Source organism: Cellulosimicrobium sp. TH-20 (genome assembly GCF_002105775.1).
Lineage (GTDB): Bacteria > Actinomycetota > Actinomycetes > Actinomycetales > Cellulomonadaceae > Cellulosimicrobium > Cellulosimicrobium funkei.
On sequence record NZ_CP020857.1, the window covers coordinates 4,214,896 to 4,234,852 of the forward strand.

Here is a 19,957-nt window from a genome sequence, read left to right on the forward strand (position 1 = left end):
ACGTCGATGACCCTGCGCACGACGAAGCGCCTCTGGACCGCCGCGCTCGCGGTCGGCACGCTCGGCGCGCTGAGCGCCTGCGCCGGCGGTGCCGGCGCCGGCAGCTCCACCCCCACGCCCGAGGACGGCGCCGCGTCCGGCTCCGTCACCATGTGGACCTACCCCGTCATCGCCGACGAGGCCGCCCACAAGGCCTTCTGGGACGAGCAGGTCGCCGCGTTCCAGGAGGAGAACCCCGACGTCGACGTCAAGGTCGAGATCTACCCGTGGGCCGGCCGCGACGAGACGCTCGCGACCGCGATCGCGGGCAACAAGGGCCCCGACGTCGTCTACCTCATCCCGGACCAGATCCCGAAGTACGGCCAGTCCCTCGCCGCCGTGGACAACTACGTCACGGACCAGGTGGGCGACCTGCGCGAGAACGCGTCGAAGGCCGTCACGGTCGACGGCGCGATGCTCGGATCGCCGCTGATCATGAACAGCAAGCCGCTCGTGTGCAACGCCGCGGCGTTCGAGGCCGTCGGCGAGGCGGGCAACTACCCCGAGACGTGGGACGACCTCATGGCGCTCGCGCCGACGTTCCAGGCCGCCGGCTACGACGTCACCAACTACTGGGGCTCGGTCGACGCGACGCTCAACGAGTCCTTCTACCCGCTGCTGTGGCAGGCGGGCGGGTCCGTGTTCTCCGAGGACGGCTCGTCGGTCGCGTTCGACTCCCCCGAGGGCGTCGAGGCACTGCAGTTCGCGGTCGACCTCGCCGAGGGCGGGTACATCGAGAAGGACCTGCTGACGACCATCCCCGCGTTCGAGCAGACGAACACCGCCAAGGGCAAGATCGCGTGCACCTGGCAGCAGGGCCCGGCCGACGTCGCGGGCTTCTGGGGCGAGGAGAACGTCGTCGTGCTCCCGCCGCTCAAGGAGGCGGAGGCGGTCGCGTTCGGCACCGTCGGCTCGCTGTCCGTGCTCAAGACGGCGGACAGCCTCGACGCCGCGGGCAAGTGGGCCGCGTTCGCGACCTCGCCCGAGGTGAGCGCCGAGTACGCCAAGGCCGCCGGCTGGTTCTCGCCGTACGAGAGCGAGTCGGGCCTGTACGCCGACGACGCGGTGCTGTCCGCGCTCGAGGAGACGCTCCAGTACACGACCGCGGGCGAGGTCAACGAGAAGTCCCGTGAGGTCATGGGCGTGCTCGCCCCGGAGCTCCAGGCCGCGCTCATCGGCGAGAAGACGCCGGAGCAGGCCCTGAAGGACGCGGCCGCGGCGGCGAACCCGCTGCTCGGCTGACCGACGCCGCGGCGCGGGCAGCCGTCCCCCCTGCTGCCCGCGCCGCGGTACCTCGCGGTACGAGAGGAGAACCCATGACCGCGACCGCCCCCACCTCGGACGGGCTGACCGCCGACGGGGCCGACCGGCGCCGGGCGCCGAAGCCCCCGCGCGGCACGACCCGCCGCGTCCTGGAGCGCCGAGAGGCGAGGATCGGCCTGCTGTTCGCCCTCCCCGCGTTCCTGCTGTTCCTGCTGTTCCGCTTCGGCCCGGCGATCGCCGGCGTCGCGCTGAGCTTCTTCGACTACACCATCGGCGTCGGCGCCGAGTGGACGGGCGTCGAGAACTTCCGGCGCATGGTCGACGACCCGATCTTCTGGTCGGCGCTGCGCGTCACGGTCGTGCTGAGCGTGCTCATCGTCCCCGTGTCGCTCGCCATCTCGACGTTCATGGCGCTCATGGTGCGCCGCTCGTTCCGCGGCTCCGGCTTCTACCGCTCGGTGTTCTTCCTGCCCGTGGTCACGAGCCTCGTGCTCGCCGCGACCGTGTTCACGTGGGTGTTCTCCACGAACGGCCCGTGGTCGAAGCTCATGGGCGCGCTCGGGTTCTCGACCGACTCCTGGCTGGGCGACACGCTGCTCGTGCTGCCCGCGCTCGCGATGGTCGCGATCTGGTCGCGCTTCGGCTACGGGATGCTCATCCTCCTCGCGCGCATGCAGGACCTGCCGCGCGAGCTCGAGGAGGCCGCCGCGATCGACGGCGCCGGGCCGTGGAAGCGGTTCTGGTTCATCATCGCGCCGCAGCTCAAGCCGACCCTGTTCTTCCTCGCCGTCATCGAGACGACGGCGTCGTTCCAGATCTTCGACCTCGTCTACGTCATGACGGCGGGCGGCCCCGCCCGGGCGAGCTACAACCTCGTCTTCTACATCTACGACCAGGGCTTCAAGTACTTCGACCTCGGCTACGCGAGCGCGCTCGGCGTCGCGCTGTTCGTCGTCACGCTGGTCGTCGCCCTGCTCCAGCGCTACGCCATCGGGAGGGACAAGTGACCGCCGTCGACCCCACCACCACCGGGCGGGTGCTCGAGGGCGCCGCGATGCCCGTGCGCCCCACCGCGACCCGCCGCCGGCGCGGCCGCAAGGGCGCGAGCGACCTGTCGCTGCGCGGCAAGGTGCTGCGCTACGCCGTGCTCTCGCTCGCCGCCGTCGTGACGATCTTCCCGTTCTACGCGATGGTCGTGCTGTCGCTGAAGCCGGCCGCCGCGATCGACTTCCCCGCGTCGCTCCTGCCGACGAACCTCACGACCGAGGCCTACGGCCGCGTGCTCGGCGCGGGCAACATCGGCACCTGGCTCGTCAACACGCTCGTGTACTCCGTCGTGTCCGTCGTCGCGGTGCTGCTGCTCGCGTCGATGGCCGGCTACGCGTTCGCGAAGAAGAAGTTCCCCGGGCGCGAGGCGATGTTCTGGTCGTTCCTCGCGATGGTCATGGTCCCGTACCACGTGACGCTCATCCCGACGTTCATCCTCATCGCGCAGGCGGGCGGGCTCGACACGTACTGGGGCCTGATCCTGCCGACGCTCGCGAACGCGCAGGCCGTGTTCCTCATGCGGCAGTTCATCCTCGACCTCCCCGACGAGCTGTTCGAGGCCGCGAAGCTCGACGGCGCCTCGGAGTGGCGCATCTTCCTGCGCATCGTGCTGCCGCTGTGCAAGCCGATCCTCGCGACGCTCGGCACGTTCGTCTTCCTGTGGCACTGGAACGACTTCCTGTGGCCGCTCATCATCGGCCAGGGCACCGACCACTGGACGCTGACCGTCGGCATCGCCTCGCTCCAGCAGCAGGACGTGCCGCTCAACATGGTGCTCGCGGGCGCCACCATCTCGTTCGTTCCGATCTTCGCCTCGTACCTCGTGGCCCAGCGCTTCTTCGTCGAGGGCGTCACCTCGTCCGGCATCAAGGGATGACTCACCACATGACCACGCAGACCAGCACCACCGCCCTGAAGGCCCCGACGTCCGTCGCGGAGCTCGAGGAGCTGCTCACGACGCCGTCGCCCGCCCTCGTGGAGGACCTGGCCGCCCGCTCGGGCGACCTCGTCATCCTCGGCGCGGGCGGGAAGATGGGCCCGAGCCTGACCGTACTCGCCCGCCGGGCGCTCGACGCGGCCGGGCGCACGGGCGACGCCGTGCACGCCGTCTCGCGGTGGTCCGACCCCGAGCAGGCCGACCGCCTGCGCGACGCCGGGGTGAACGTCGTCGCGGCCGACCTGCTCGCGCCCGACGCGGACCTCGCCGCCCTGCCCGACGGCGCCGACGTCGTCTACATGGTGGGCGCCAAGTTCGGCACGTCGTCCGCGCCGTCGCTCGCGTGGGCCGCGAACGCGGCCCTCGTGCACGACGTCGCGCGCCGCTACGCCGACTCCACGATCGCGGCGTTCTCCACCGGGAACGTCTACCCGCTCGTGCCCGTCGAGTCCGGCGGGTGCTCGGAGGAGCACCCCGTCGGGCCGGTCGGCGAGTACGCGATGAGCTGCCTCGGCCGCGAGCGCGTGCTCCAGCACGCCGCGCTCTCGCGCGGCACGAAGGTCGTGACGATCCGCCTCAACTACGCCGTCGACCTGCGCTACGGCGTCCTGTTCGACGTCGCGTCGCCGATCCTCGCGGGCGAGCCCGTGGACCTCACGACCGGGCACGTCAACGTCGTGTGGCAGGGGTACGCGAACGAGGTCGCGCTGCGCTCGCTCGCGCTCGCATCGTCGCCCGCGACGGCGATCAACCTCACCGGCCCGGAGACGGCGTCGGTGCGGCGCCTCGCGGAGCTCCTCGGCCGCGGCCTCGACCGCGAGGTGTCGTTCACGGGCGAGCCCGCCCCGACGGCGCTGCTCAACGACGCGACGCGCTGCCACGAGCTGTTCGGCTACCCGCAGGTGCCGCTGCGCACGCTCGTGGACTGGCAGGCGCAGTGGCTCGCGGCCGGCCTGCCGACGAGCGGCAAGCCGACGAAGTTCGCCGTGCGCGACGGGGCGTTCTGATGACGGCCCCCACCACCCCCGCCGCGGCGCCGGCCACCCCGCGCCTCGCCGACGACGTCGCCGCGCTCCTGCGCGCGGGGACCGTCATCCCGGCCCAGCCCCTCGCGCTCGACGCGGACCGCCGCCTCGACGAGCGCCGCCAGCGCGCGCTCACGCGGTACTACCACGCGGCGGGCGCGGGCGGCGTGGCCGTCGGCGTCCACACGACGCAGTTCGAGATCCGCGAGCACGGGCTCCTGCGGCCCGTGCTCGAGCTCGCGGCCGAGGTGTCGCGCGCGACGGTCGCGGGCGACGCGCCCGCGGGCTCGCTGCACACCGGGCCCCGCCCGCTCGTCCAGGTCGCGGGCGCGGCCGGCGACGTGCGGCAGGCCGTCGCGGAGGCGGAGCTCGCGGCATCGCTCGGCTACGACGCGGTGCTGCTCGCGCCGCGCGTGCCCGGTCTCACCGGCTCGCGCGAGGAGGTCGAGCGCGTGCTGCTCGACCGCGCCCGCGCCGTCGGCGAGGTCCTGCCCGTCATCGGCTTCTACCTCCAGGAGGCGATCGGCGGCCCGCGCCTGTCCGTCGGCTTCTGGCGCGAGTACGCGTCGATCGAGGCGGTGGTCGCGATCAAGGCCGCGCCGTTCCACCGCTACCGGACGATCGACGTGCTGCGCGGCGTCGCCGCGTCGGGTCGCGGCGACGAGATCGCGCTGTACACGGGCAACGACGACGCGATCGTCGCCGACCTCACGCAGCGCCTCGACGTCCCGGTGACCGACGCCGAGGGCCGCGCCTCGACCTTCACGGCGCGGTTCGTGGGCGGCCTGCTCGGGCAGTGGGCGGTCTGGACCCGGGGCGCGGTCGAGACGCTGACCCTCGCGCACGCCGCGCACGGCATCGGTCCCGACGGCGGGGCCACCGTGCCCGACGCCGCCGCCCTCGCGACGCTCACCGCGCGCGCGGCCGGCCTCACCGACGCGAACGCGGCCGTCTTCGACGCGGCGCACGACTTCGCGGGCGTCATCGCGGGCGTCCACGAGGTGCTGCGCCGCCAGGGCCTGCTCGACGGTATCTGGTGCCTCGACCCGGACGAGACCCTCTCCCCCGGGCAGGCCGACGAGCTGACGCGCGTGACGGCGTCGTACCCCTGGCTCGCGGCCGCGGACGACGCGCTCGTCGCGGAGCACCTCGAGGACTGGCTGCGATGACCGGCGCGCCCGGCCCGGAGACCGTCGCTGGCCCCGGTCCGGGAGCCGAGGCGGCCCGGGCGGTCGTCGCGGTCGCGCCGTGGCTGCGCACCGAGCTGTTCGCGCCCGACGTGTGGGAGCGCCTGGCGGGCGCGGGACCGTTCGACGTCGTCGACGACCCGCGCGCGCTCGGCGCCGCGCTCGACCGGCTGAGCCCCGCGGCGCGCGAGAGCGTCGACGCGCTCGTCATCTCGTGGGGCACGCCGCCCCTGCACGCGGACCTCCTGGACCGGCTCCCCGGCCTGCGGCTCGTCGCGCACTCGGGCGCCTCCGTCAAGCCTTTCGTCACGCCCGCGCTGTGGGAGCGCGGGGTCCGCGTGACGCAGGCGGGCCAGGCGATGGCACGCCCGGTGGCCGAGGTCTCGGTGACGTTCGCGCTCGCGCTGCTCCACCAGGTCCCCGCGTTCCACAACGCTCTGCACGACGGCGTCCCGTGGGCCGACGCCGAGGCCGCACCCCCGCGGTACGAGATCGCGGGCACGCGCGTCGGCGTCGTCGGGGCGTCGCGCACCGGGCGCGCGGCGATCGCGATGCTGCGCGCGCTCGGCGCGGAGGTCGTGGTCGCCGACCCGACCCTCTCCCCCGCCGACGCCGCCGCGCTCGGCGCGACCCTCGTCGGGCTCGACGAGCTGCTCGCGACGAGCCGCGTGACGATGCTGCACGCACCCGTGCTGCCCGAGACCCACCACCTGCTCGGCGCACGCGAGCTCGCGCTCCTGCCCGACCACGCGGGCCTCGTCAACACCGCGCGGTCGTGGCTCACGGACGAGGACGCGCTCGTCCGGGAGCTCGCGAGCGGGCGGATCAGCGCCGCCCTCGACGTCTACGACGCCGAGCCGCTGCCCCAGGACCACCCGCTGCGCCGCCTGCGGAACGTGCTCCTCACCCCGCACCACGCCGCCGCGACCGTGCAGGGCCGGCTCGCGCAGGGCGCGATCGTCGTCGACGAGCTCGAGCGCTTCCGCGCGGGCGAGCCGCTCGTCCACGAGGTGCGTGAGGCCGACCTCGACCGCATGGGCTGAGCCCGCGGCGGGGCCGGGTCGGAGCGTGTCGCACCGGGCGGGCAGGGTACGTCGGACCGGGTCGGACCGGCCGGAGCGGGTCAGGCTCGCGCGGCCGGCACCGCGGGCACCGGGGCGACCCGCCGCCCTGGGAGGGTCGCGACCGCGACCCCGGCGAGGCACAGCGCGCCGCCCGCGAAGGTGACCGGCGCCGGGACCTCCGCGAGCACGAGCCAGGAGAGCACCACCACGAGCGGCGGGACGAGATACGTCGTCGCCGCGGCCCGGCCCGCGCTGAGCCGCGAGAGCGCGTAGCCCCACGTCGTGAACGCGACGGCCGTCGGGCCGAGCCCGAGCAGCACGACCGCCCACGTCGACGACGGCGGCGCCGCGGCGGCGTCGGCCGCGAGCGCCGGGGCGAACGGCAGGAGCGCGACCGTGCCCGCGAGGCACCCGACCCACGTCATCGTGAGGGCGTCGACGTGCGCGAGGAGGCGCTTCTGCGACGTCGCACCCGCGGCGTAGAGGACGGCGGCGGTGAGCCCGAGCGCCACGCCGACGACGTCGCGCTCGCCCGAGGACGTCGCGGCCGCGATGATCGCGACCCCGGCGAACGCCGAGGCCATGCCGACGAGCAGTCGCCGCGGGAAGCCCTCGCCGAGCAGGAGGCCCGCGAGCACCGCGACGAGGACGGGCGCGACGTTGACGAGGAGCGCCGTCGTGCCGGCGTCGAGGTGCTGCTCGGCCGCGTTGAGCGCGAGGTTGTAGAGGCTGAACCAGCCGACGCCCCACGCGAGGACGCCCGCGAGCACGCGGCCGCGGGGCAGCACGGGCCGGTGCCCGCTGCGCAGCCACCGCACGGCGACGACGGCGGTGAGCCCGAGGCTGCCCGCGAGCTGGCGGCCCAGGGCGAGCGACCCGGGCGCGTAGTCGTGCCCGGCGGCGCGCACGCCGATGAACGCCGACGCCCACAGCACGACGGTCACGGCCACCGCGAGGACGACGGGCAGCCCGGTGCGACGGGCCGGTCCGCGGGCAGAGGGCAGGCCCGGCCGGGCGGAGCCGACGGGTGTCGTCGTCGAGGTCTCGGGTGCGGTCACGGGTCGATCGTCGCCCCGCCGCACCGTTCAGCACCAGCACGTGTTCCTACCGTTCGATGCAGTACGGCTGTAGCGTGAGGGGATGCTGGACGTGCACCGTCTCCGGATCTTCCGCTCCGTCGTCGCGAGCGGCTCGGTCCAGGCCGCCGCCGCCAACCTCGGGTACACGCCGTCGGCGGTGAGCCAGCACGTGGCCGCGCTCCAGCGCGAGACCGGGCTCGCGCTCCTGGAGCGCGCCGGGCGGGGCGTCCGGCCGACGGCCGCCGGGCTCGAGCTCGCCGCGCAGGCCGACCGCGTGCTCGCCCGGCTCGGCGAGGTCGAGGCCGTCGTCGCGGACCTGCGCGCCGGGCGGACCGGGACCCTGTCTCTCATGTACTTCGCCTCCGCCGGCTCCGCGTGGCTGCCGCGCGTCGTCCGACGGCTCACGACCGAGTTCCCCGGGGTCCGGCTCGACCTCTCCCTGGGCGAGGCCATCCCCGACGATCCCGACGCCCGCGCCGACGTGCAGATCGCCGTCGCGTCGCCCGCCTTCGTCCCCGGCACGGGGTTCCGGGCGCACCACCTGCTGGACGACCCGTACGTCGCCGTCCTCCCCGCCGACCACCCGCTCGCCGGCCAGCCCGAGGTCGAGATCGCCGCGCTCGCGACGGAACGCTGGGTCGACAACGACTTCGCGCGCGGCTGGTGCCGCCGCAACCTCGTCGAGGCGTGCACCGCGGCGGGGTTCAGCCCGCCGTTCCACGTCGAGGCCCACGACTACCCCACGGCGGTCGCGTTCGTGGGCGCGGGCATCGGCATCACGGTGCTGCCGCGGCTCGGCGCGGTGCACCTGCCGCCCGGCCTCGTCGCGGTCCCGGTCGTGCGGCCCGCGCCCGTCCGGTCGGTCTACGCCGTCGTGCGCGACGCCGCCGCCTCGACGCCGCCCGCCCGGGCGGTGCTCGACGAGCTGCGCGCGGTCGCGCGCGCGGGCGCCGTCGTCCCGGCCGCGCGCTGAGGCCCGACACCTCCCGGCCGCCGAGGTAGAGCCCTGGTCCGCCGAGGTAGAGGCGTGGTCGCCCGCGGCGGGCCACCACACCTCTACCTCGCGCCACCGGGGCTCTACCTCGCAGGACCAGCCCACTCCCCGGGGAACTAGGGCTCTACCTCGCGGGGGCGCACCTCCCTCGCAGCGCTGCGAGAATCGGGGGCGTGAGCGAGACCCCCGACCCCCGCACCGACTGGCGGCCGCACGTCGCCGACCCGGCTGCACGACCGCCGTCGACCCTGCCCCACGTGGTGTTCTTCGAGCCGCGCATCCCGGGGAACACGGGCAATGCGATCCGCCTCGCCGCGGTGACCGGGGCGCGTCTGCACCTGGTCGAGCCGCTGGGCTTCGACCTGGACGAGCCCAAGCTGCGCCGCGCGGGGCTCGACTACCACGACCTCGCGAGCGTCGAGGTGCACCCGGACCTCGACGCCGCGCTGGCGACCCTCCCGGGCCGGGTGTTCGCGTTCACGACCCGCGCGACGGCGTCGTTCACCGACGTGACGTACCGGCCCGACGACGTCCTGCTGTTCGGCCCGGAGCCCACCGGCCTGCCCGACGACGTGCTGGCTCACGAGCGGATCACGGACCAGCTGAAGATCCCCATGCTGCCCGGTCGCCGGTCGCTCAATCTCACCAACGCGGCGTCGATCGCCGTCTACGAGGCGTGGCGCCAGACGGGCTTCGCGGGCGGTTCCTGACCGTGGCACCCGACCGGCCCACCGCCCCGGCACCGTGAGTGCATGAAACAGTCGCGCCCGAAGGCCTCGGGCGCGACTGTTTCATGCACTCAGCGGGGGTGGGGTTAGACGAGGTCGCGGACCGCCGCGTACTGCTCGCGGATCGCCGGGACCGGGTCTGCCTCGACCACCGTGGCCGACGACGCGGCCCACGTGGGCGGGGCGACGTCCGCCCCTGTGCCGCCCGCCTCGTGCGCGGCGAGGACCCACGCCGCCTGGCGCGCGGCGCCGTCGGCCACGTACTCGCCGGGCTCGGGGACCGTGACGGGCAGGCCGAGGACCTGCGGCGCGATGCGCCGGACCGCCTCGGACTGCGCGCCGCCGCCGATGAGCTGCACGCGCTCGACCCGGACGCCGAGCGCCCGCAGCGCGTCGAGCCCGTCCGCGAGGCCGCACAGCATGCCCTCGACGTACGCGCGCGCGAGGTGCTCCGGCGTCGACGTGCCGAGCCGGATCCCGTGCAGCGTGCCGGAAGCGTCAGGGCGGTTGGGCATGCGCTCGCCCTCCAGGTACGGCACGAGCACGAGCCCGTCCGCGCCGGGAGGCGCCTGGAGCGCGAGCCGCGACAGCCCCGCGTGGTCGACGCCGAGCACCGCGCGCGCGGCGTCGAGCACCCGGCTCGCGTTGAGCGTCACCGCGAGCAGCAGGTACCGGCCCGTCGCGTCGGAGAACCCGTTGACGAGGCCGGAGCCGTCCGCCGTGCGGTCGTCGGTCACGGCCGACACGACGCCCGACGTCCCGATCGACACCGCGACGTCGCCCGCGACCATGCCGAGGCCGAGCGCCGCACCGGCGTTGTCGCCCGCGCCGGGGCCGAGCAGCGTGCCGCCCTCGACCGCGCTCCCAGCGACCGAGGGGTGCGCGACGCCCGCCGTCGCCGACGGCCCGACGACGCGCGGCAGCACGACGTCGGTCCGTCCGAGCGCGAGCTCCAGCAGGTCGAGGCGGTACGCGCCCCGGCCGTCGGGGCCGTCGTCCCTCGTCGCGTCGTAGTAGCCGGTGCCCGACGCGTCGGACGCGTCGGTGACGAGCGCGTCGAGGTCCGGCCCGAGCGGCGCGGACTCGTCGCCCGCGGGGCCGTACCCCGCGATGCGCCACGTGAGCCAGTCGTGCGGCAGCGCGACGGCGGCGACGCGCGCCGCGTTCTCCGGCTCGGCGTCGCGCAGCCAGCGCAGCTTGGTCACGGTGAGCGACGCGACCGGCACGGAGCCGATCGCTTCGGCCCACGCCTGGGCGCCCGCCTCGGTCGCGGACTCGATCCGGTCGTGGGCGTCGGGGACGCCCTCGGCGAGGCGGGCCTCGCCGAGCTCCCGGATCAGGTCGCGCGCCGCGGGCGCCGAGCGCGTGTCGTTCCACAGGAGCGCGTCGCGCACGACGTTCCCGTCCGCGTCGAGCGCGACGAGACCGTGCTGCTGGCCGCCGACGGCGAGCGCCGCGACGTCGTCGAGCCCGCCCGCCGCGGACGCGGCCTCGCGGAACGCGTCCCACCACGCGTCGGGGTGGACCTCGGTGCCGTCGGGGTGCTTGGCCGACCCGGTGCGCACGAGGGCGCCCGTCGCGGCGTCGCGCACGACGACCTTGCAGGACTGCGTGGACGTGTCGACGCCGGCGACGAGCACGCGCTCGCCGCCGGCGTCGGACGTCCTGGCGTCGGTGGCCACCTCAGCCGATGAGGTGCTCGAGCGCGAGCTGGTTGAGGCGCACGAAGCCGAAGTCGCGGTTCGCCGCGGCGTCGACGTCGAACTCCTCGTACGCGCTGCGGTCCGCGAGCAGGTCGGCCACGGACTCGCCCTCGCCCAGCGTGGGCTGGCCGAGCTCGAACACGCCCGAGTGCGCGAACGCCTCCTGGACGCGGCTGTCGGCGCGGTACGCGGCGGCCTTGCGCGCGAGCAGGCGGTAGGTCTCCATGTTGGCGCGCGCGGAGTCCCACACGCCGACCTCGTTCTCGGTGCGCGACGGCTTGTAGTCGAAGTGGCGCGGGCCCGTGTACGTGGGGCCGCCGTTCGGGAAGCCGTTCTCGAGCAGGTCGACCGTGAAGAACGCGGAGAGCAGGTCGCCGTGGCCGAACACGAGGTCCTGGTCGAACTTGATCGAGCGCTGGCCGTTGAGGTCGATGTGGAAGAGCTTGCCCGCCCACAGCGCCTGCGCGAGGCCGTGCGTGTAGTTGAGGCCCGCCATCTGCTCGTGGCCCGTCTCCGGGTTGAGGCCCACGATGTCGCCGTTGTCGAGCTTCGCAATGAGGCCGAGCGCGTGGCCGATGGTCGGCAGGAAGATGTCGCCACGGGGCTCGTTCGGCTTGGGCTCGAGCGCGATCTTGAGGTCGTAGCCCTTCTCCTTGATGTACGCCGCGGTGAGGTCGAGGCCCTCGGCGTAGCGCTCGTGCGCGGAGTGCAGGTCCTTGGCGCCGTCGTACTCGGTGCCCTCGCGACCGCCCCACATGACGAACGTCTTGGCGCCGAGCTCGGCGGTGAGGTCGACGTTGCGCAGCACCTTGCGCAGCGCGTAGCGGCGCACGCCGCGGTCGTTCGACGTGAGGCCGCCGTCCTTGAAGACGGGGTGGCTGAACAGGTTGGTCGTCACCATCTCGATGACGAGGCCCGTGTCCTCCGCGGCCTGGCGCACCGCGTCGAGGCGCTTGGTGCGCTCGGCGTCGTCCGCGCCGAAGGGGACGACGTCGTCGTCGTGGAACGTGAAGCCCCACGCGCCGAGGTCGGCCAGACGACGCACCGACTCGGCCGGGTCGAGCGCCGGACGGCTCGCGCTGCCGAACTGGTCCTGCGCGGTCCAGCCCACGGTCCACAGACCGAAGGAGAAGTTGATGTCTGCGTCGTGTCGGGTGGTCTCGTCGGCCACGGTGGTCTCCTCGTCGAGAGGGCCGGAGCGACGTCGGTCGACCCCGGCCTATTTATGTCGTACGGCTGAACTTATCCGTCCGGGTCGGTAAGGTCAAGACCGTGAACCGCAGCGTCGCGACCCGGACGGGTCCCCCAGCAGCCCGCCAGGCCACGCTGCGCGAGCACAACCTCGCCCTGGTCGCGCGGGCGGTGTTCGAGGCGTCGCACCCGTGCTCGCGCGCCGACATCGCCGGCGCGAGCGGGCTCACGCGCGCCACCGTCTCGACGCTCGTCGACCGCCTCGTCGCCGCCGGGATCGTGGCCGAGCTGCCGCCCGCCACCCCGCAGCGCGCCGGACGGCCGGCCGTCCCGCTCGCCCCCGCGCCGCGCACCCTCGTGGGTCTGGGGCTCGAGGTGAACGTCGACTACCTCGGCGGGCGCGTGCTCGACCTCACCGGCGCCGTCGTCGCCGAGCAGGTCGACCCCGACGACCTCCACGACAGCGACCCGACCGAGGTGCTCGCCCGCCTCGGCCGCATCGCGCACGACCTCCTCGCCCAGGTCCGCGCCGACGGCATGACGGTCGCGGGCGCGCGCCTCGCCCTGCCCGGCCTGGTCGACCCGCGCGCCGGCCGGCTCGAGGTCGCACCGAACCTCGGCTGGTCCCACCTCGACCCCGTCCGCCTCCTCGGGCTCGGCCCCGACGTCGCCGTCGAGATCGGCAACGAGGCCAAGCTCGCCGCGCTCGCCCAGGCGAGCCACGGCGTCGTGCCCGACGACGCGACCGGGCCCGCGCCCTCGACGTACCTCTACGTGTCGGGCGACGTGGGCATCGGGTCCGCGATCGTCGTCGACCGCCGCCTGTTCCACGGCCGCCACGGCTGGACGGGCGAGGTCGGGCACGTCGTCGTCGACCCGCACGGCCCCCGGTGCCGCTGCGGCGCGACGGGCTGCCTGGAGCAGTACGCGGGCAAGGACGCGCTCCTGCGCGGCGCGGGCCTGCCCGTCGACGCGCCCACCGGGGCGCTCGTCGCCGCCCTCGACGCCGGCGAGCCGGACGCGCTCGCCGCGGTCGAGCGCGCCGGGACCGCGCTCGGCAGCGCGCTCGCCGACTACGTCAACCTCGTCGACATCGACACCGTCCTGCTCGGCGGCATCTACCCCGCGCTCCTGCCCTACCTGCGCCCCGCCGCCGAGGCCGAGCTCCGGGCCCGCGTCCTCGCCGCACCCTGGACCGACGTCGTGCTGCTGCCCGCGCCGGTCGGCGACCACGCCGCGCTCACGGGCGGCGCGCGCGAGGTGCTGCGCGGCGTCGTCGAGGACCCGAGCGCCTGGGTCGCCGAGGACTGATCCCCGGGCGCGCGCCGGTGGTGCGCGCCCAGGGGCCCGCGTCAGGCCAGGTCGAGCCCGACCGCCGCCCACGAGAGCGCCGGGAGCGTCAGCCGCACCTCGCCGTCCTCGACGCGCGCGCCGAGCGGCACGGGGCGGACGGGCTGCGCGTCCCGCGTGTTGGTCACGAACCGGTCGTGCCCCTCGGGCACCGTCAGCACGACGGCGTCGCGCACCGCCCGCACCCCGCCCGCGGCGAGCGTGACCTCGACAGGGTGCTCCGGGTCACGGTTCACGCAGAACACCTCGACACGACCGTCGGCGGTCGTCGTCGCGGAGACGTCGACGACGGGCACGTCGCCGTACGCGGCGGTCGGGACGGTCGGGCAGTCCGCGGCGACGCGCAGCGCGGCGCCCCGCGCACGGGCGGCCGTGATCGCGAAGGGCCAGAAGATGGTCTGCCGCCACGCGTCGGCGTCGGGCTCGGTGCGGATCGGCGCGATGACGTTGACGAGCTGCGCCTGGTTCGCCATCGAGACCCGGTCCGCGTGCCGGACGAGCGAGTTGAGCAGGCTCCCGACGACGACGGCGTCCGCCACCGCGTACTCGTCCTCGATGATCCGCGGCGCGACGTTCCACGCGCCCGTCAGCAGCGGCTCCTTGTCCCGCTCGTTGAAGCGGTCGAGGTACCACACGTTCCACTCGTCGACGCTGATGCCGAGCCGCCGACCCTGCATCCGGTCGCCGAGCGCCGCCTCCTCCTCGTCGAGGATCCCCGCGACGGTCGCGATGTAGCGGTCGAGCCCGACGCCGGACGCGAGGAAGGAGGGCAGGTCGCCCGGGGTCTCCTCGTAGTAGGCGTGCAGCGACACGTGGTCGACGAGCCCGGCGGTCTGGCGGACCACCTCGCGCTCCCAGTCCCCGAACGTCGGCTGGTCGGCCGACGACGACCCCGCCGCGACGAGCTCGACCGTCGGGTCGACGAAGCGCATCAGCCGCGCGGTCTCGGCCGCGAGCCGGCCGTACTCGTGGGCCGTCTTGTGGCCGATCTGCCAGTCGCCGTCCATCTCGTTGCCGAGGCACCACAGGCGGAAGCCGAACGGGTCCGGCGCGCCGTTCGCCCGACGCTCGTCGGACAGCGCGGTACCGCCCGGGTGGTTGCAGTACTCGAGGAGCTGCGCCGCCTCGGCCGCGCCGCGCGTGCCGAGGTTGACCGCCATCATGACCTCGAGCCCCGCGCGCTCGGCCCACCCGGCGAACTCGTGCAGCCCGACCTGGTTGGTCTCGATGCTGTGCCAGGCGGCGTCCAGCCGGACCGGGCGCTGCTCGCGCGGGCCGACGGAGTCCTCCCACCGGAAACCGGAGACGAAGTTCCCGCCCGGGTAGCGCACGACCGTCGCACCCAGCTCGCGCACGAGCTCGAGCACGTCGCCGCGGAAGCCGTCGGCGTCGGCCGAGGGGTGCCCGGGGTCGTGGATCCCCCCGTACACGCAGCGCCCCATGTGCTCGACGAACGTGCCGAACAGCCGCGGAGAGACGGCGCCCACGGCGTCGTCCGGATCGATCTGGATGCGTGCGTGGATCATGGTCCTCGTCTCGTGGGTCGGTGCCGACGGGTCGACGGCGGGGATCTGCGGTGCGCGGGCGACGCTCAGCGACGTGTGGCCGCGGCGGGCGGGGGTGCGGTGCTCGCGCGCTCGACGAGACGGGTGGGCACGAGCCGCGTCCCGGTCTCGGCGACGCCGTCGTGCACCTGGCGCAGGACCTGCTCGACGCACCGACGCCCCACCTCGGCGAAGTCCTGGTGGACGGTCGTCAGGGGCGGCAGGAACTCGCTCGACTCGGGCAGGTCGTCGAACCCGACGACGCTCACGTCCTGCGGCACGCGCCGGCCCGCGTCGTGCAGGGCGCGCACGAGCCCGAGCGCCATCTGGTCGTTCGCGACGAACACCGCGGTCACGTCGTCGTCCTCGGCGAGCCGCCGCCCGGCCTCGTAGCCCGACGCGGGCGACCAGTCGCCCCGCTCCGGCTCGGGCACCGGACGGCCGGCGCGCTCCAGCGTCTCGCGCCACGCGACGGCCCGGCGCTCGGCCGCGAAGGAGCTCTCCGGGCCGGCGAGGTGGTGGACGGTGCGGTGGCCGAGGTCGAGCAGGTGCTGCACCGCCTGGCGGGTGCCGTCCGCCTGGTCCGTGTCGACGACGGCGTACGCGTCGCCGGCGTCGGAGTCGGCGACCACGACCTTCACCCCGGGCGGGAGGTTGACTCGCGCCACGTCGAGCAGGTGCACCTCCATGAGGAGGATGATCGCGTCGACGGCCAGCTCGCCGAGGCGCGTGAACGCGCCGTGCACGCCACCCTGGGTCGGCGCGGCGACGGGGATGACGGTGATCGCGTAGCCCTGGGCGGCCGCGGACGTCGCGATGGCCTCGAGCGTGCGGACGTTGCCCGTGGTCGCGAGCGAGAAGAGGATCACGCCGATGGTCCGGAACGTGCCGCTCTTGAGCGCGCGGGCCGCGCTGTTCGGCCGGTAGTCGAGCTCGGCCATCGCGGCGAGCACCCGAGTGCGCGTCTCCTCCACGACCCCGGGGTGCCCGTTGGCGACGCGCGACACGGTCTGCGCGGACACCCCGGCCATCCGGGCGACGTCGGCCATCGACACGCGGCGGACGTCGTGCGGCCGGCGGGCCCGGGCCGGCTCGACGGCGGGGACCGTCTCGGCGACCGGAGCGGTCCGCCGCTGCGGCGCCGTCGTCGTGACGGGGGCGTCGTCGTCGAGCCGGTTGGTCATCCGTCGTCCTCGCGGTCAGTGGCGGCACAGCTCCAGCGCTGGTTCGGCGCCGTCGCGCCGACGTCGACCACCCTAAGCGATGTTTGCGCAAACATCGAATGTCGTGCATGCTGATGTTTGCGTAAACAAGGGCGACGACCGGCGTCCCCTTCCCCCGACGACGAGGACACAGCATGACGACGACGTCCCCACCCGTGGCAGGAGCGTCCCTGCCATCGGTCGACGCACCTTCGTCCCCCCGCACCCGACGCCACCGGCGCTCGTGGGTCGGCTGGGGCTTCGTGGGTCCGTTCATGGCCGTGTTCGCCCTGGTGTTCCTCGCACCCATCGCGTACTCCCTGTACCTGAGCCTGTTCCGCACGCAGATGGTCGGCGGCACGCACTTCGTGGGCCTCGACAACTACGTCCGGGCGTTCTCGGACCCGCAGTTCTGGGAGGCGCTCGGGCGCGTCAGCCTCTTCCTCGTGGTCCAGGTGCCGATCATGCTCGGCCTCGCGCTGCTCGTCGCCCTCGCGATCGACAGCGGCCGGCTCTACGGCAAGTCGTTCTTCCGCATCTCGATCTTCCTGCCGTACGCCGTCCCGGCCGTCGTCGCGACGCTCATGTGGGGCTTCATGTACGGCACGCGGTTCGGGCTCGTCGGCAACATCGACGACGCGCTCGGCGTCTCGCTGCCCAACCCGCTCTCCCCCGACCTCGTGCTCGCCTCGATCGGCAACATCGTGACCTGGGAGTTCGTGGGCTACAACATGCTCATCTTCTACTCGGCGCTGCGGGTGATCCCCACGTCGCTGTACGAGGCCGCGGAGCTCGACGGGGCCAGCCAGTGGCGCATCATCTCGGCGATCAAGCTGCCCGCGATCCGCGGCGCGCTGGTCATCGCGACGATCTTCTCGATCATCGGCTCCTTCCAGCTCTTCAACGAGCCGAGCATCCTGCAGGCGCTCGCCCCGAACGCGATCACGACGTACTTCACCCCGAACCTGTACGCGTACTCGCTGTCCTTCTCCGGGCAGCAGTACAACTACTCGGCCACGGTCGCGATCATCATGGGCGTCGTCACGATGATCGTCGCCTACGTGGTCCAGCTCCGCGGCATGCGCAAGGAGGCCTGAGACCATGACCACCGCGACCCCCACGGCCTCCGCCGCGTCCCGCCCCGGACCGAAGCCCGTCCGTCTCCGCACGCCCCGGCGTGCCGCGTACTCCGCCGACAAGCCCCGCCGCAGCGTGCTGCTCACCGTCCTGACCGGCGTCGTGCTCGTGTACTCGCTCGTCCCGCTCGTCTGGCTCGTCGTCAACGCGACGAAGAGCCAGCCCGACCTCTTCGACAGCTTCGGGCTGTGGTTCGGCAGCGAGTTCGCGCTGGTCGACAACGTCGTCCAGACGCTCACCTACGACGACGGCATCTTCGTCCGCTGGCTCGCCAACACCCTGCTCTACGTGGTCGTGGGCGCCGGCGGGGCCACGTTCCTCGCCGTGATGGGCGGGTACGCGCTCGCCAAGTTCGACTTCCCCGGCAAGCGAGGCGTGTTCGCGACCGTCATCGGCGCCGTCGCGGTGCCGGGCACGGCGCTCGCCGTGCCGACGTTCCTCATGTTCAGCCAGATGGGCCTGACGAACACTCCCTGGGCCGTGATCATCCCGTCGCTGATCTCCCCGTTCGGTCTCTACCTCATGTGGACCTACGCCGCCGAGTCGGTGCCCCAGGAGCTGCTGGAGGCCGCCCGCGTCGACGGCGCCAACGAGGCCCGCACGTTCTTCCAGGTGTCCCTGCCGCTGCTCGCGCCCGGCATCGTCACCGTCCTGCTCTTCACCATGGTCGCGACCTGGAACAACTACTTCCTGCCGCTGATCATGCTCAAGGACCCCGACTGGTACCCGCTGACCCTCGGGCTCAACGCGTGGAACGCCCAGGCGGCCACCGCGGGCGGGCAGGCGATCTTCAACCTCGTCATCACCGGCGCGGTCCTGACGATCCTGCCCCTCGTGATCGCGTTCCTGTTCCTGCAGCGCTACTGGCAGTCCGGCCTCGCGGCCGGCTCGGTCAAGGAGTGACGGTCCGACGCCGGACCGTCCACCCACCCGCCGGCACCCCGGCGCACACCCCCACCCGCACCACCCCACGCACCACCCGCCCGTCTGACGACGAAGTGAGAGGAACCCGCATGTCCCCCATCACCCGCAGGTCGCGCCGAGCGACCGCCGCCATCGCCGCCACCGGCGTCCTCGCCCTCGTGCTCACCGCCTGCAGCGGCGGGTCGGGCGGCGGGAGCTCCGACGACGCGGAGAGCGCCCTCGAGGAGGGCGGCACGATCACCGTGTGGGCCTGGGACCCCACGCTGGAGAGCGTCGCCGCCGACTTCGAGGAGGAGAACCCCGGGGTGACGGTCGACATCGTCAACGCCGGCACCGGCAACGACCAGTACACGGCCCTCCAGAACGCGATCGCCGCCGGCTCCGGCGTGCCCGACGTCGCGCAGATCGAGTTCTACGCCCTCCCGCAGTTCGCGCTCTCCGAGGCGCTCACCGACCTCTCGTCCTACGGGGCCGACGACCTCGACGGCACGTTCACGCCCGGCCCGTGGGACGCCGTGACGCAGGGCGACGGCGTCTACGCGCTGCCGACCGACTCCGGCCCGATGGCGCTCTTCTACAACAAGCGCGTGTTCGACGAGCACGGCATCGCGGTACCGACGACGTGGGACGAGTACGTCGAGGCCGCCCGGGCGCTGCACGCCGCCGACCCCGGCGCGTACCTCACCAACGACACGGGCGACGCCGGCTTCACGACCTCCATGATCTGGCAGGCCGGCGGGCGCCCCTACCAGGTCGACGGGACCGACGTCACCGTCGACTTCTCCGACGAGGGCACGCAGAAGTTCGCGACGACGTGGCAGCAGATGATCGACGAGGACCTCGTCGCGCCCGTCACGTCGTGGAGCGACGAGTGGTACCAGGGCCTCGCCGACGGGTCGATCGCGAGCCTCGTGATCGGCGCCTGGATGCGCGGCAACCTCGAGACCTCGGTCGAGTCCGCCTCGGGCGACTGGGCCGTCGCGCCCATGCCGCAGTGGGAGTCCGGCGCCGACGTCACCTCCGAGAACGGTGGCAGCTCGCTCGCCATCCCGGCGGCGAGCAAGAACCAGGACCTCGCGTGGGCGTTCCTCGAGTACGCGACGGTCGGTGACGGGATCGCGACCCGCGTCGCCGAGGGCGCGTTCCCCGCGACCGTCGCCGAGCTCGAGGCCGACGACTTCACGCAGCAGGAGTTCGAGTACTTCGGCGGCCAGAAGGTCAACGAGGTCCTCGCGGACTCCGCCGCGCACGTCGCCGAGGGCTGGGCGTACCTGCCGTTCCAGGTGTACGCGAACTCCGTCTTCAACGACACCGTCGGCAAGGCCTACGTCTCGGGCACCCCGCTCGCCGACGGGCTGACCGCGTGGCAGGACGCCACGGTCACCTACGGCAAGGACCAGGGCTTCACCGTCAACGAGTGACGCGCTGACACCGTCACCCCCGGTCGTCGGGCCGGCGCTCGCTCGCCGGCCCGACGACCTCCCCGAGGACGCCGTCGCGCGTCCTCCCGACCGGCCGGGCACCGCCCGTCGCCGCGCACCGT

The 19,957-nt window shown here is 73.9% G+C and carries 17 protein-coding genes; 12 read left to right on the top strand and 5 right to left on the bottom strand.

Features of this window, described 5'->3' with window-relative positions; translation table 11 throughout:
• Nucleotides 1-6: 6 nt before the first annotated feature.
• The 6 genes from B8281_RS18805 (at nucleotide 7) to B8281_RS18830 (ending at nucleotide 6,541) form a co-directional block, all read left to right on the top strand.
• On the top strand, nucleotides 7-1,281 hold the full coding sequence (locus B8281_RS18805; protein WP_085388502.1) for a sugar ABC transporter substrate-binding protein: 1,275 nt from the start codon (nucleotides 7-9) through the stop codon (nucleotides 1,279-1,281).
• 74 nt (nucleotides 1,282-1,355) lie between these two features.
• Complete coding sequence (locus B8281_RS18810; RefSeq protein ID WP_085388503.1) at nucleotides 1,356-2,309, top strand: carbohydrate ABC transporter permease; 954 nt, start codon at nucleotides 1,356-1,358, stop codon at nucleotides 2,307-2,309.
• Nucleotides 2,306-3,226 carry a carbohydrate ABC transporter permease gene (locus tag B8281_RS18815; RefSeq protein ID WP_228485232.1) on the top strand — a complete coding sequence of 307 codons (921 nt, stop codon included), beginning with the start codon at nucleotides 2,306-2,308 and terminating at the stop codon, nucleotides 3,224-3,226. The genes B8281_RS18810 and B8281_RS18815 overlap by 4 nt, the downstream gene beginning before the upstream one ends.
• 8 nt (nucleotides 3,227-3,234) lie before the next feature.
• Nucleotides 3,235-4,293, top strand: coding sequence for an NAD(P)-dependent oxidoreductase (locus tag B8281_RS18820; protein ID WP_034652423.1), 1,059 nt, complete (start codon nucleotides 3,235-3,237; stop codon nucleotides 4,291-4,293).
• Complete coding sequence (locus B8281_RS18825; RefSeq protein WP_198163098.1) at nucleotides 4,293-5,480, top strand: dihydrodipicolinate synthase family protein; 1,188 nt, start codon at nucleotides 4,293-4,295, stop codon at nucleotides 5,478-5,480. Before B8281_RS18820 ends, B8281_RS18825 begins: the two co-directional genes overlap by 1 nt.
• Nucleotides 5,477-6,541 (top strand): hydroxyacid dehydrogenase, encoded by a 1,065-nt coding sequence (locus tag B8281_RS18830; RefSeq protein ID WP_085388504.1) that lies wholly within the window; start codon nucleotides 5,477-5,479, stop codon nucleotides 6,539-6,541. The genes B8281_RS18825 and B8281_RS18830 overlap by 4 nt, the downstream gene beginning before the upstream one ends.
• 80 nt (nucleotides 6,542-6,621) lie before the next feature.
• Here B8281_RS18830 and B8281_RS18835 read toward each other — a convergent pair whose 3' ends face one another.
• Nucleotides 6,622-7,620 (bottom strand): DMT family transporter, encoded by a 999-nt coding sequence (locus B8281_RS18835; RefSeq protein WP_085388505.1) that lies wholly within the window; start codon nucleotides 7,618-7,620, stop codon nucleotides 6,622-6,624.
• 82 nt (nucleotides 7,621-7,702) lie between these two features.
• Here B8281_RS18835 and B8281_RS18840 point away from each other — a divergent pair, with 82 nt between their 5' ends.
• A complete protein-coding gene (locus B8281_RS18840) occupies nucleotides 7,703-8,614 on the top strand; it encodes a LysR family transcriptional regulator (protein WP_085388506.1) in 912 nt (303 codons plus the stop codon).
• A 269-nt stretch (nucleotides 8,615-8,883) separates the two neighbouring features.
• Nucleotides 8,884-9,345 (top strand): tRNA (cytidine(34)-2'-O)-methyltransferase, encoded by a 462-nt coding sequence (locus B8281_RS18845; protein ID WP_085388869.1) that lies wholly within the window; start codon nucleotides 8,884-8,886, stop codon nucleotides 9,343-9,345.
• Between the two features lie 104 nt (nucleotides 9,346-9,449).
• Here the strand turns inward: B8281_RS18845 and B8281_RS18850 are convergent, their stop codons facing one another.
• Entirely contained in the window at nucleotides 9,450-11,045 is a 1,596-nt protein-coding gene (locus B8281_RS18850; RefSeq protein WP_232322619.1) for a xylulokinase, read from the bottom strand.
• A 1-nt stretch (nucleotide 11,046) separates the two neighbouring features.
• Nucleotides 11,047-12,237 carry a xylose isomerase gene (xylA, locus tag B8281_RS18855; RefSeq protein ID WP_186325206.1) on the bottom strand — a complete coding sequence of 397 codons (1,191 nt, stop codon included), beginning with the start codon at nucleotides 12,235-12,237 and terminating at the stop codon, nucleotides 11,047-11,049.
• A 101-nt stretch (nucleotides 12,238-12,338) separates the two neighbouring features.
• Between xylA and B8281_RS18860 the strand changes: the two genes are divergently transcribed.
• Nucleotides 12,339-13,568 carry an ROK family transcriptional regulator gene (locus B8281_RS18860; protein ID WP_085388507.1) on the top strand — a complete coding sequence of 410 codons (1,230 nt, stop codon included), beginning with the start codon at nucleotides 12,339-12,341 and terminating at the stop codon, nucleotides 13,566-13,568.
• A gap of 41 nt (nucleotides 13,569-13,609) precedes the next feature.
• Here the strand turns inward: B8281_RS18860 and B8281_RS18865 are convergent, their stop codons facing one another.
• Complete coding sequence (locus B8281_RS18865; RefSeq protein ID WP_085388508.1) at nucleotides 13,610-15,133, bottom strand: alpha-N-arabinofuranosidase; 1,524 nt, start codon at nucleotides 15,131-15,133, stop codon at nucleotides 13,610-13,612.
• Nucleotides 15,134-15,198: 65 nt separating this feature from the next.
• On the bottom strand, nucleotides 15,199-16,200 hold the full coding sequence (locus B8281_RS18870; protein ID WP_043654319.1) for a LacI family DNA-binding transcriptional regulator: 1,002 nt from the start codon (nucleotides 16,198-16,200) through the stop codon (nucleotides 15,199-15,201).
• A gap of 308 nt (nucleotides 16,201-16,508) precedes the next feature.
• Here B8281_RS18870 and B8281_RS18875 point away from each other — a divergent pair, with 308 nt between their 5' ends.
• The 3 genes from B8281_RS18875 to B8281_RS18885 all read left to right on the top strand — a co-directional run bounded on the left by B8281_RS18875 (nucleotide 16,509) and on the right by B8281_RS18885 (nucleotide 19,835).
• A complete protein-coding gene (locus B8281_RS18875) occupies nucleotides 16,509-17,450 on the top strand; it encodes a carbohydrate ABC transporter permease (RefSeq protein ID WP_085388509.1) in 942 nt (313 codons plus the stop codon).
• A gap of 4 nt (nucleotides 17,451-17,454) precedes the next feature.
• Complete coding sequence (locus tag B8281_RS18880; RefSeq protein WP_085388510.1) at nucleotides 17,455-18,393, top strand: carbohydrate ABC transporter permease; 939 nt, start codon at nucleotides 17,455-17,457, stop codon at nucleotides 18,391-18,393.
• Nucleotides 18,394-18,503: 110 nt separating this feature from the next.
• The gene (locus tag B8281_RS18885; RefSeq protein ID WP_085388511.1) at nucleotides 18,504-19,835 is read left to right on the top strand and encodes an ABC transporter substrate-binding protein; all 1,332 of its coding nucleotides are present in this window, start codon (nucleotides 18,504-18,506) and stop codon (nucleotides 19,833-19,835) included.
• Nucleotides 19,836-19,957 lie beyond the last annotated feature (122 nt).

Bases quoted from the DNA above. Each gene is read 5' to 3' on its own strand.
- B8281_RS18805 (WP_085388502.1), top strand. From the start codon at position 7: ATGACCCTGCGCACGACGAAGCGCCTCTGGACCGCCGCGCTCGCGGTC.
- B8281_RS18810 (WP_085388503.1), top strand. From the start codon at position 1,356: ATGACCGCGACCGCCCCCACCTCGGACGGGCTGACCGCCGACGGGGCC.
- B8281_RS18820 (WP_034652423.1), top strand. From the start codon at position 3,235: ATGACCACGCAGACCAGCACCACCGCCCTGAAGGCCCCGACGTCCGTC.
- B8281_RS18825 (WP_198163098.1), top strand. From the start codon at position 4,293: ATGACGGCCCCCACCACCCCCGCCGCGGCGCCGGCCACCCCGCGCCTC.
- B8281_RS18830 (WP_085388504.1), top strand. From the start codon at position 5,477: ATGACCGGCGCGCCCGGCCCGGAGACCGTCGCTGGCCCCGGTCCGGGA.
- B8281_RS18840 (WP_085388506.1), top strand. From the start codon at position 7,703: ATGCTGGACGTGCACCGTCTCCGGATCTTCCGCTCCGTCGTCGCGAGC.
- B8281_RS18865 (WP_085388508.1), bottom strand. From the start codon at position 15,133: ATGATCCACGCACGCATCCAGATCGATCCGGACGACGCCGTGGGCGCC.
- B8281_RS18870 (WP_043654319.1), bottom strand. From the start codon at position 16,200: ATGGCCGACGTCGCCCGGATGGCCGGGGTGTCCGCGCAGACCGTGTCG.
- B8281_RS18875 (WP_085388509.1), top strand. From the start codon at position 16,509: ATGACGACGACGTCCCCACCCGTGGCAGGAGCGTCCCTGCCATCGGTC.
- B8281_RS18880 (WP_085388510.1), top strand. From the start codon at position 17,455: ATGACCACCGCGACCCCCACGGCCTCCGCCGCGTCCCGCCCCGGACCG.
- B8281_RS18885 (WP_085388511.1), top strand. From the start codon at position 18,504: ATGTCCCCCATCACCCGCAGGTCGCGCCGAGCGACCGCCGCCATCGCC.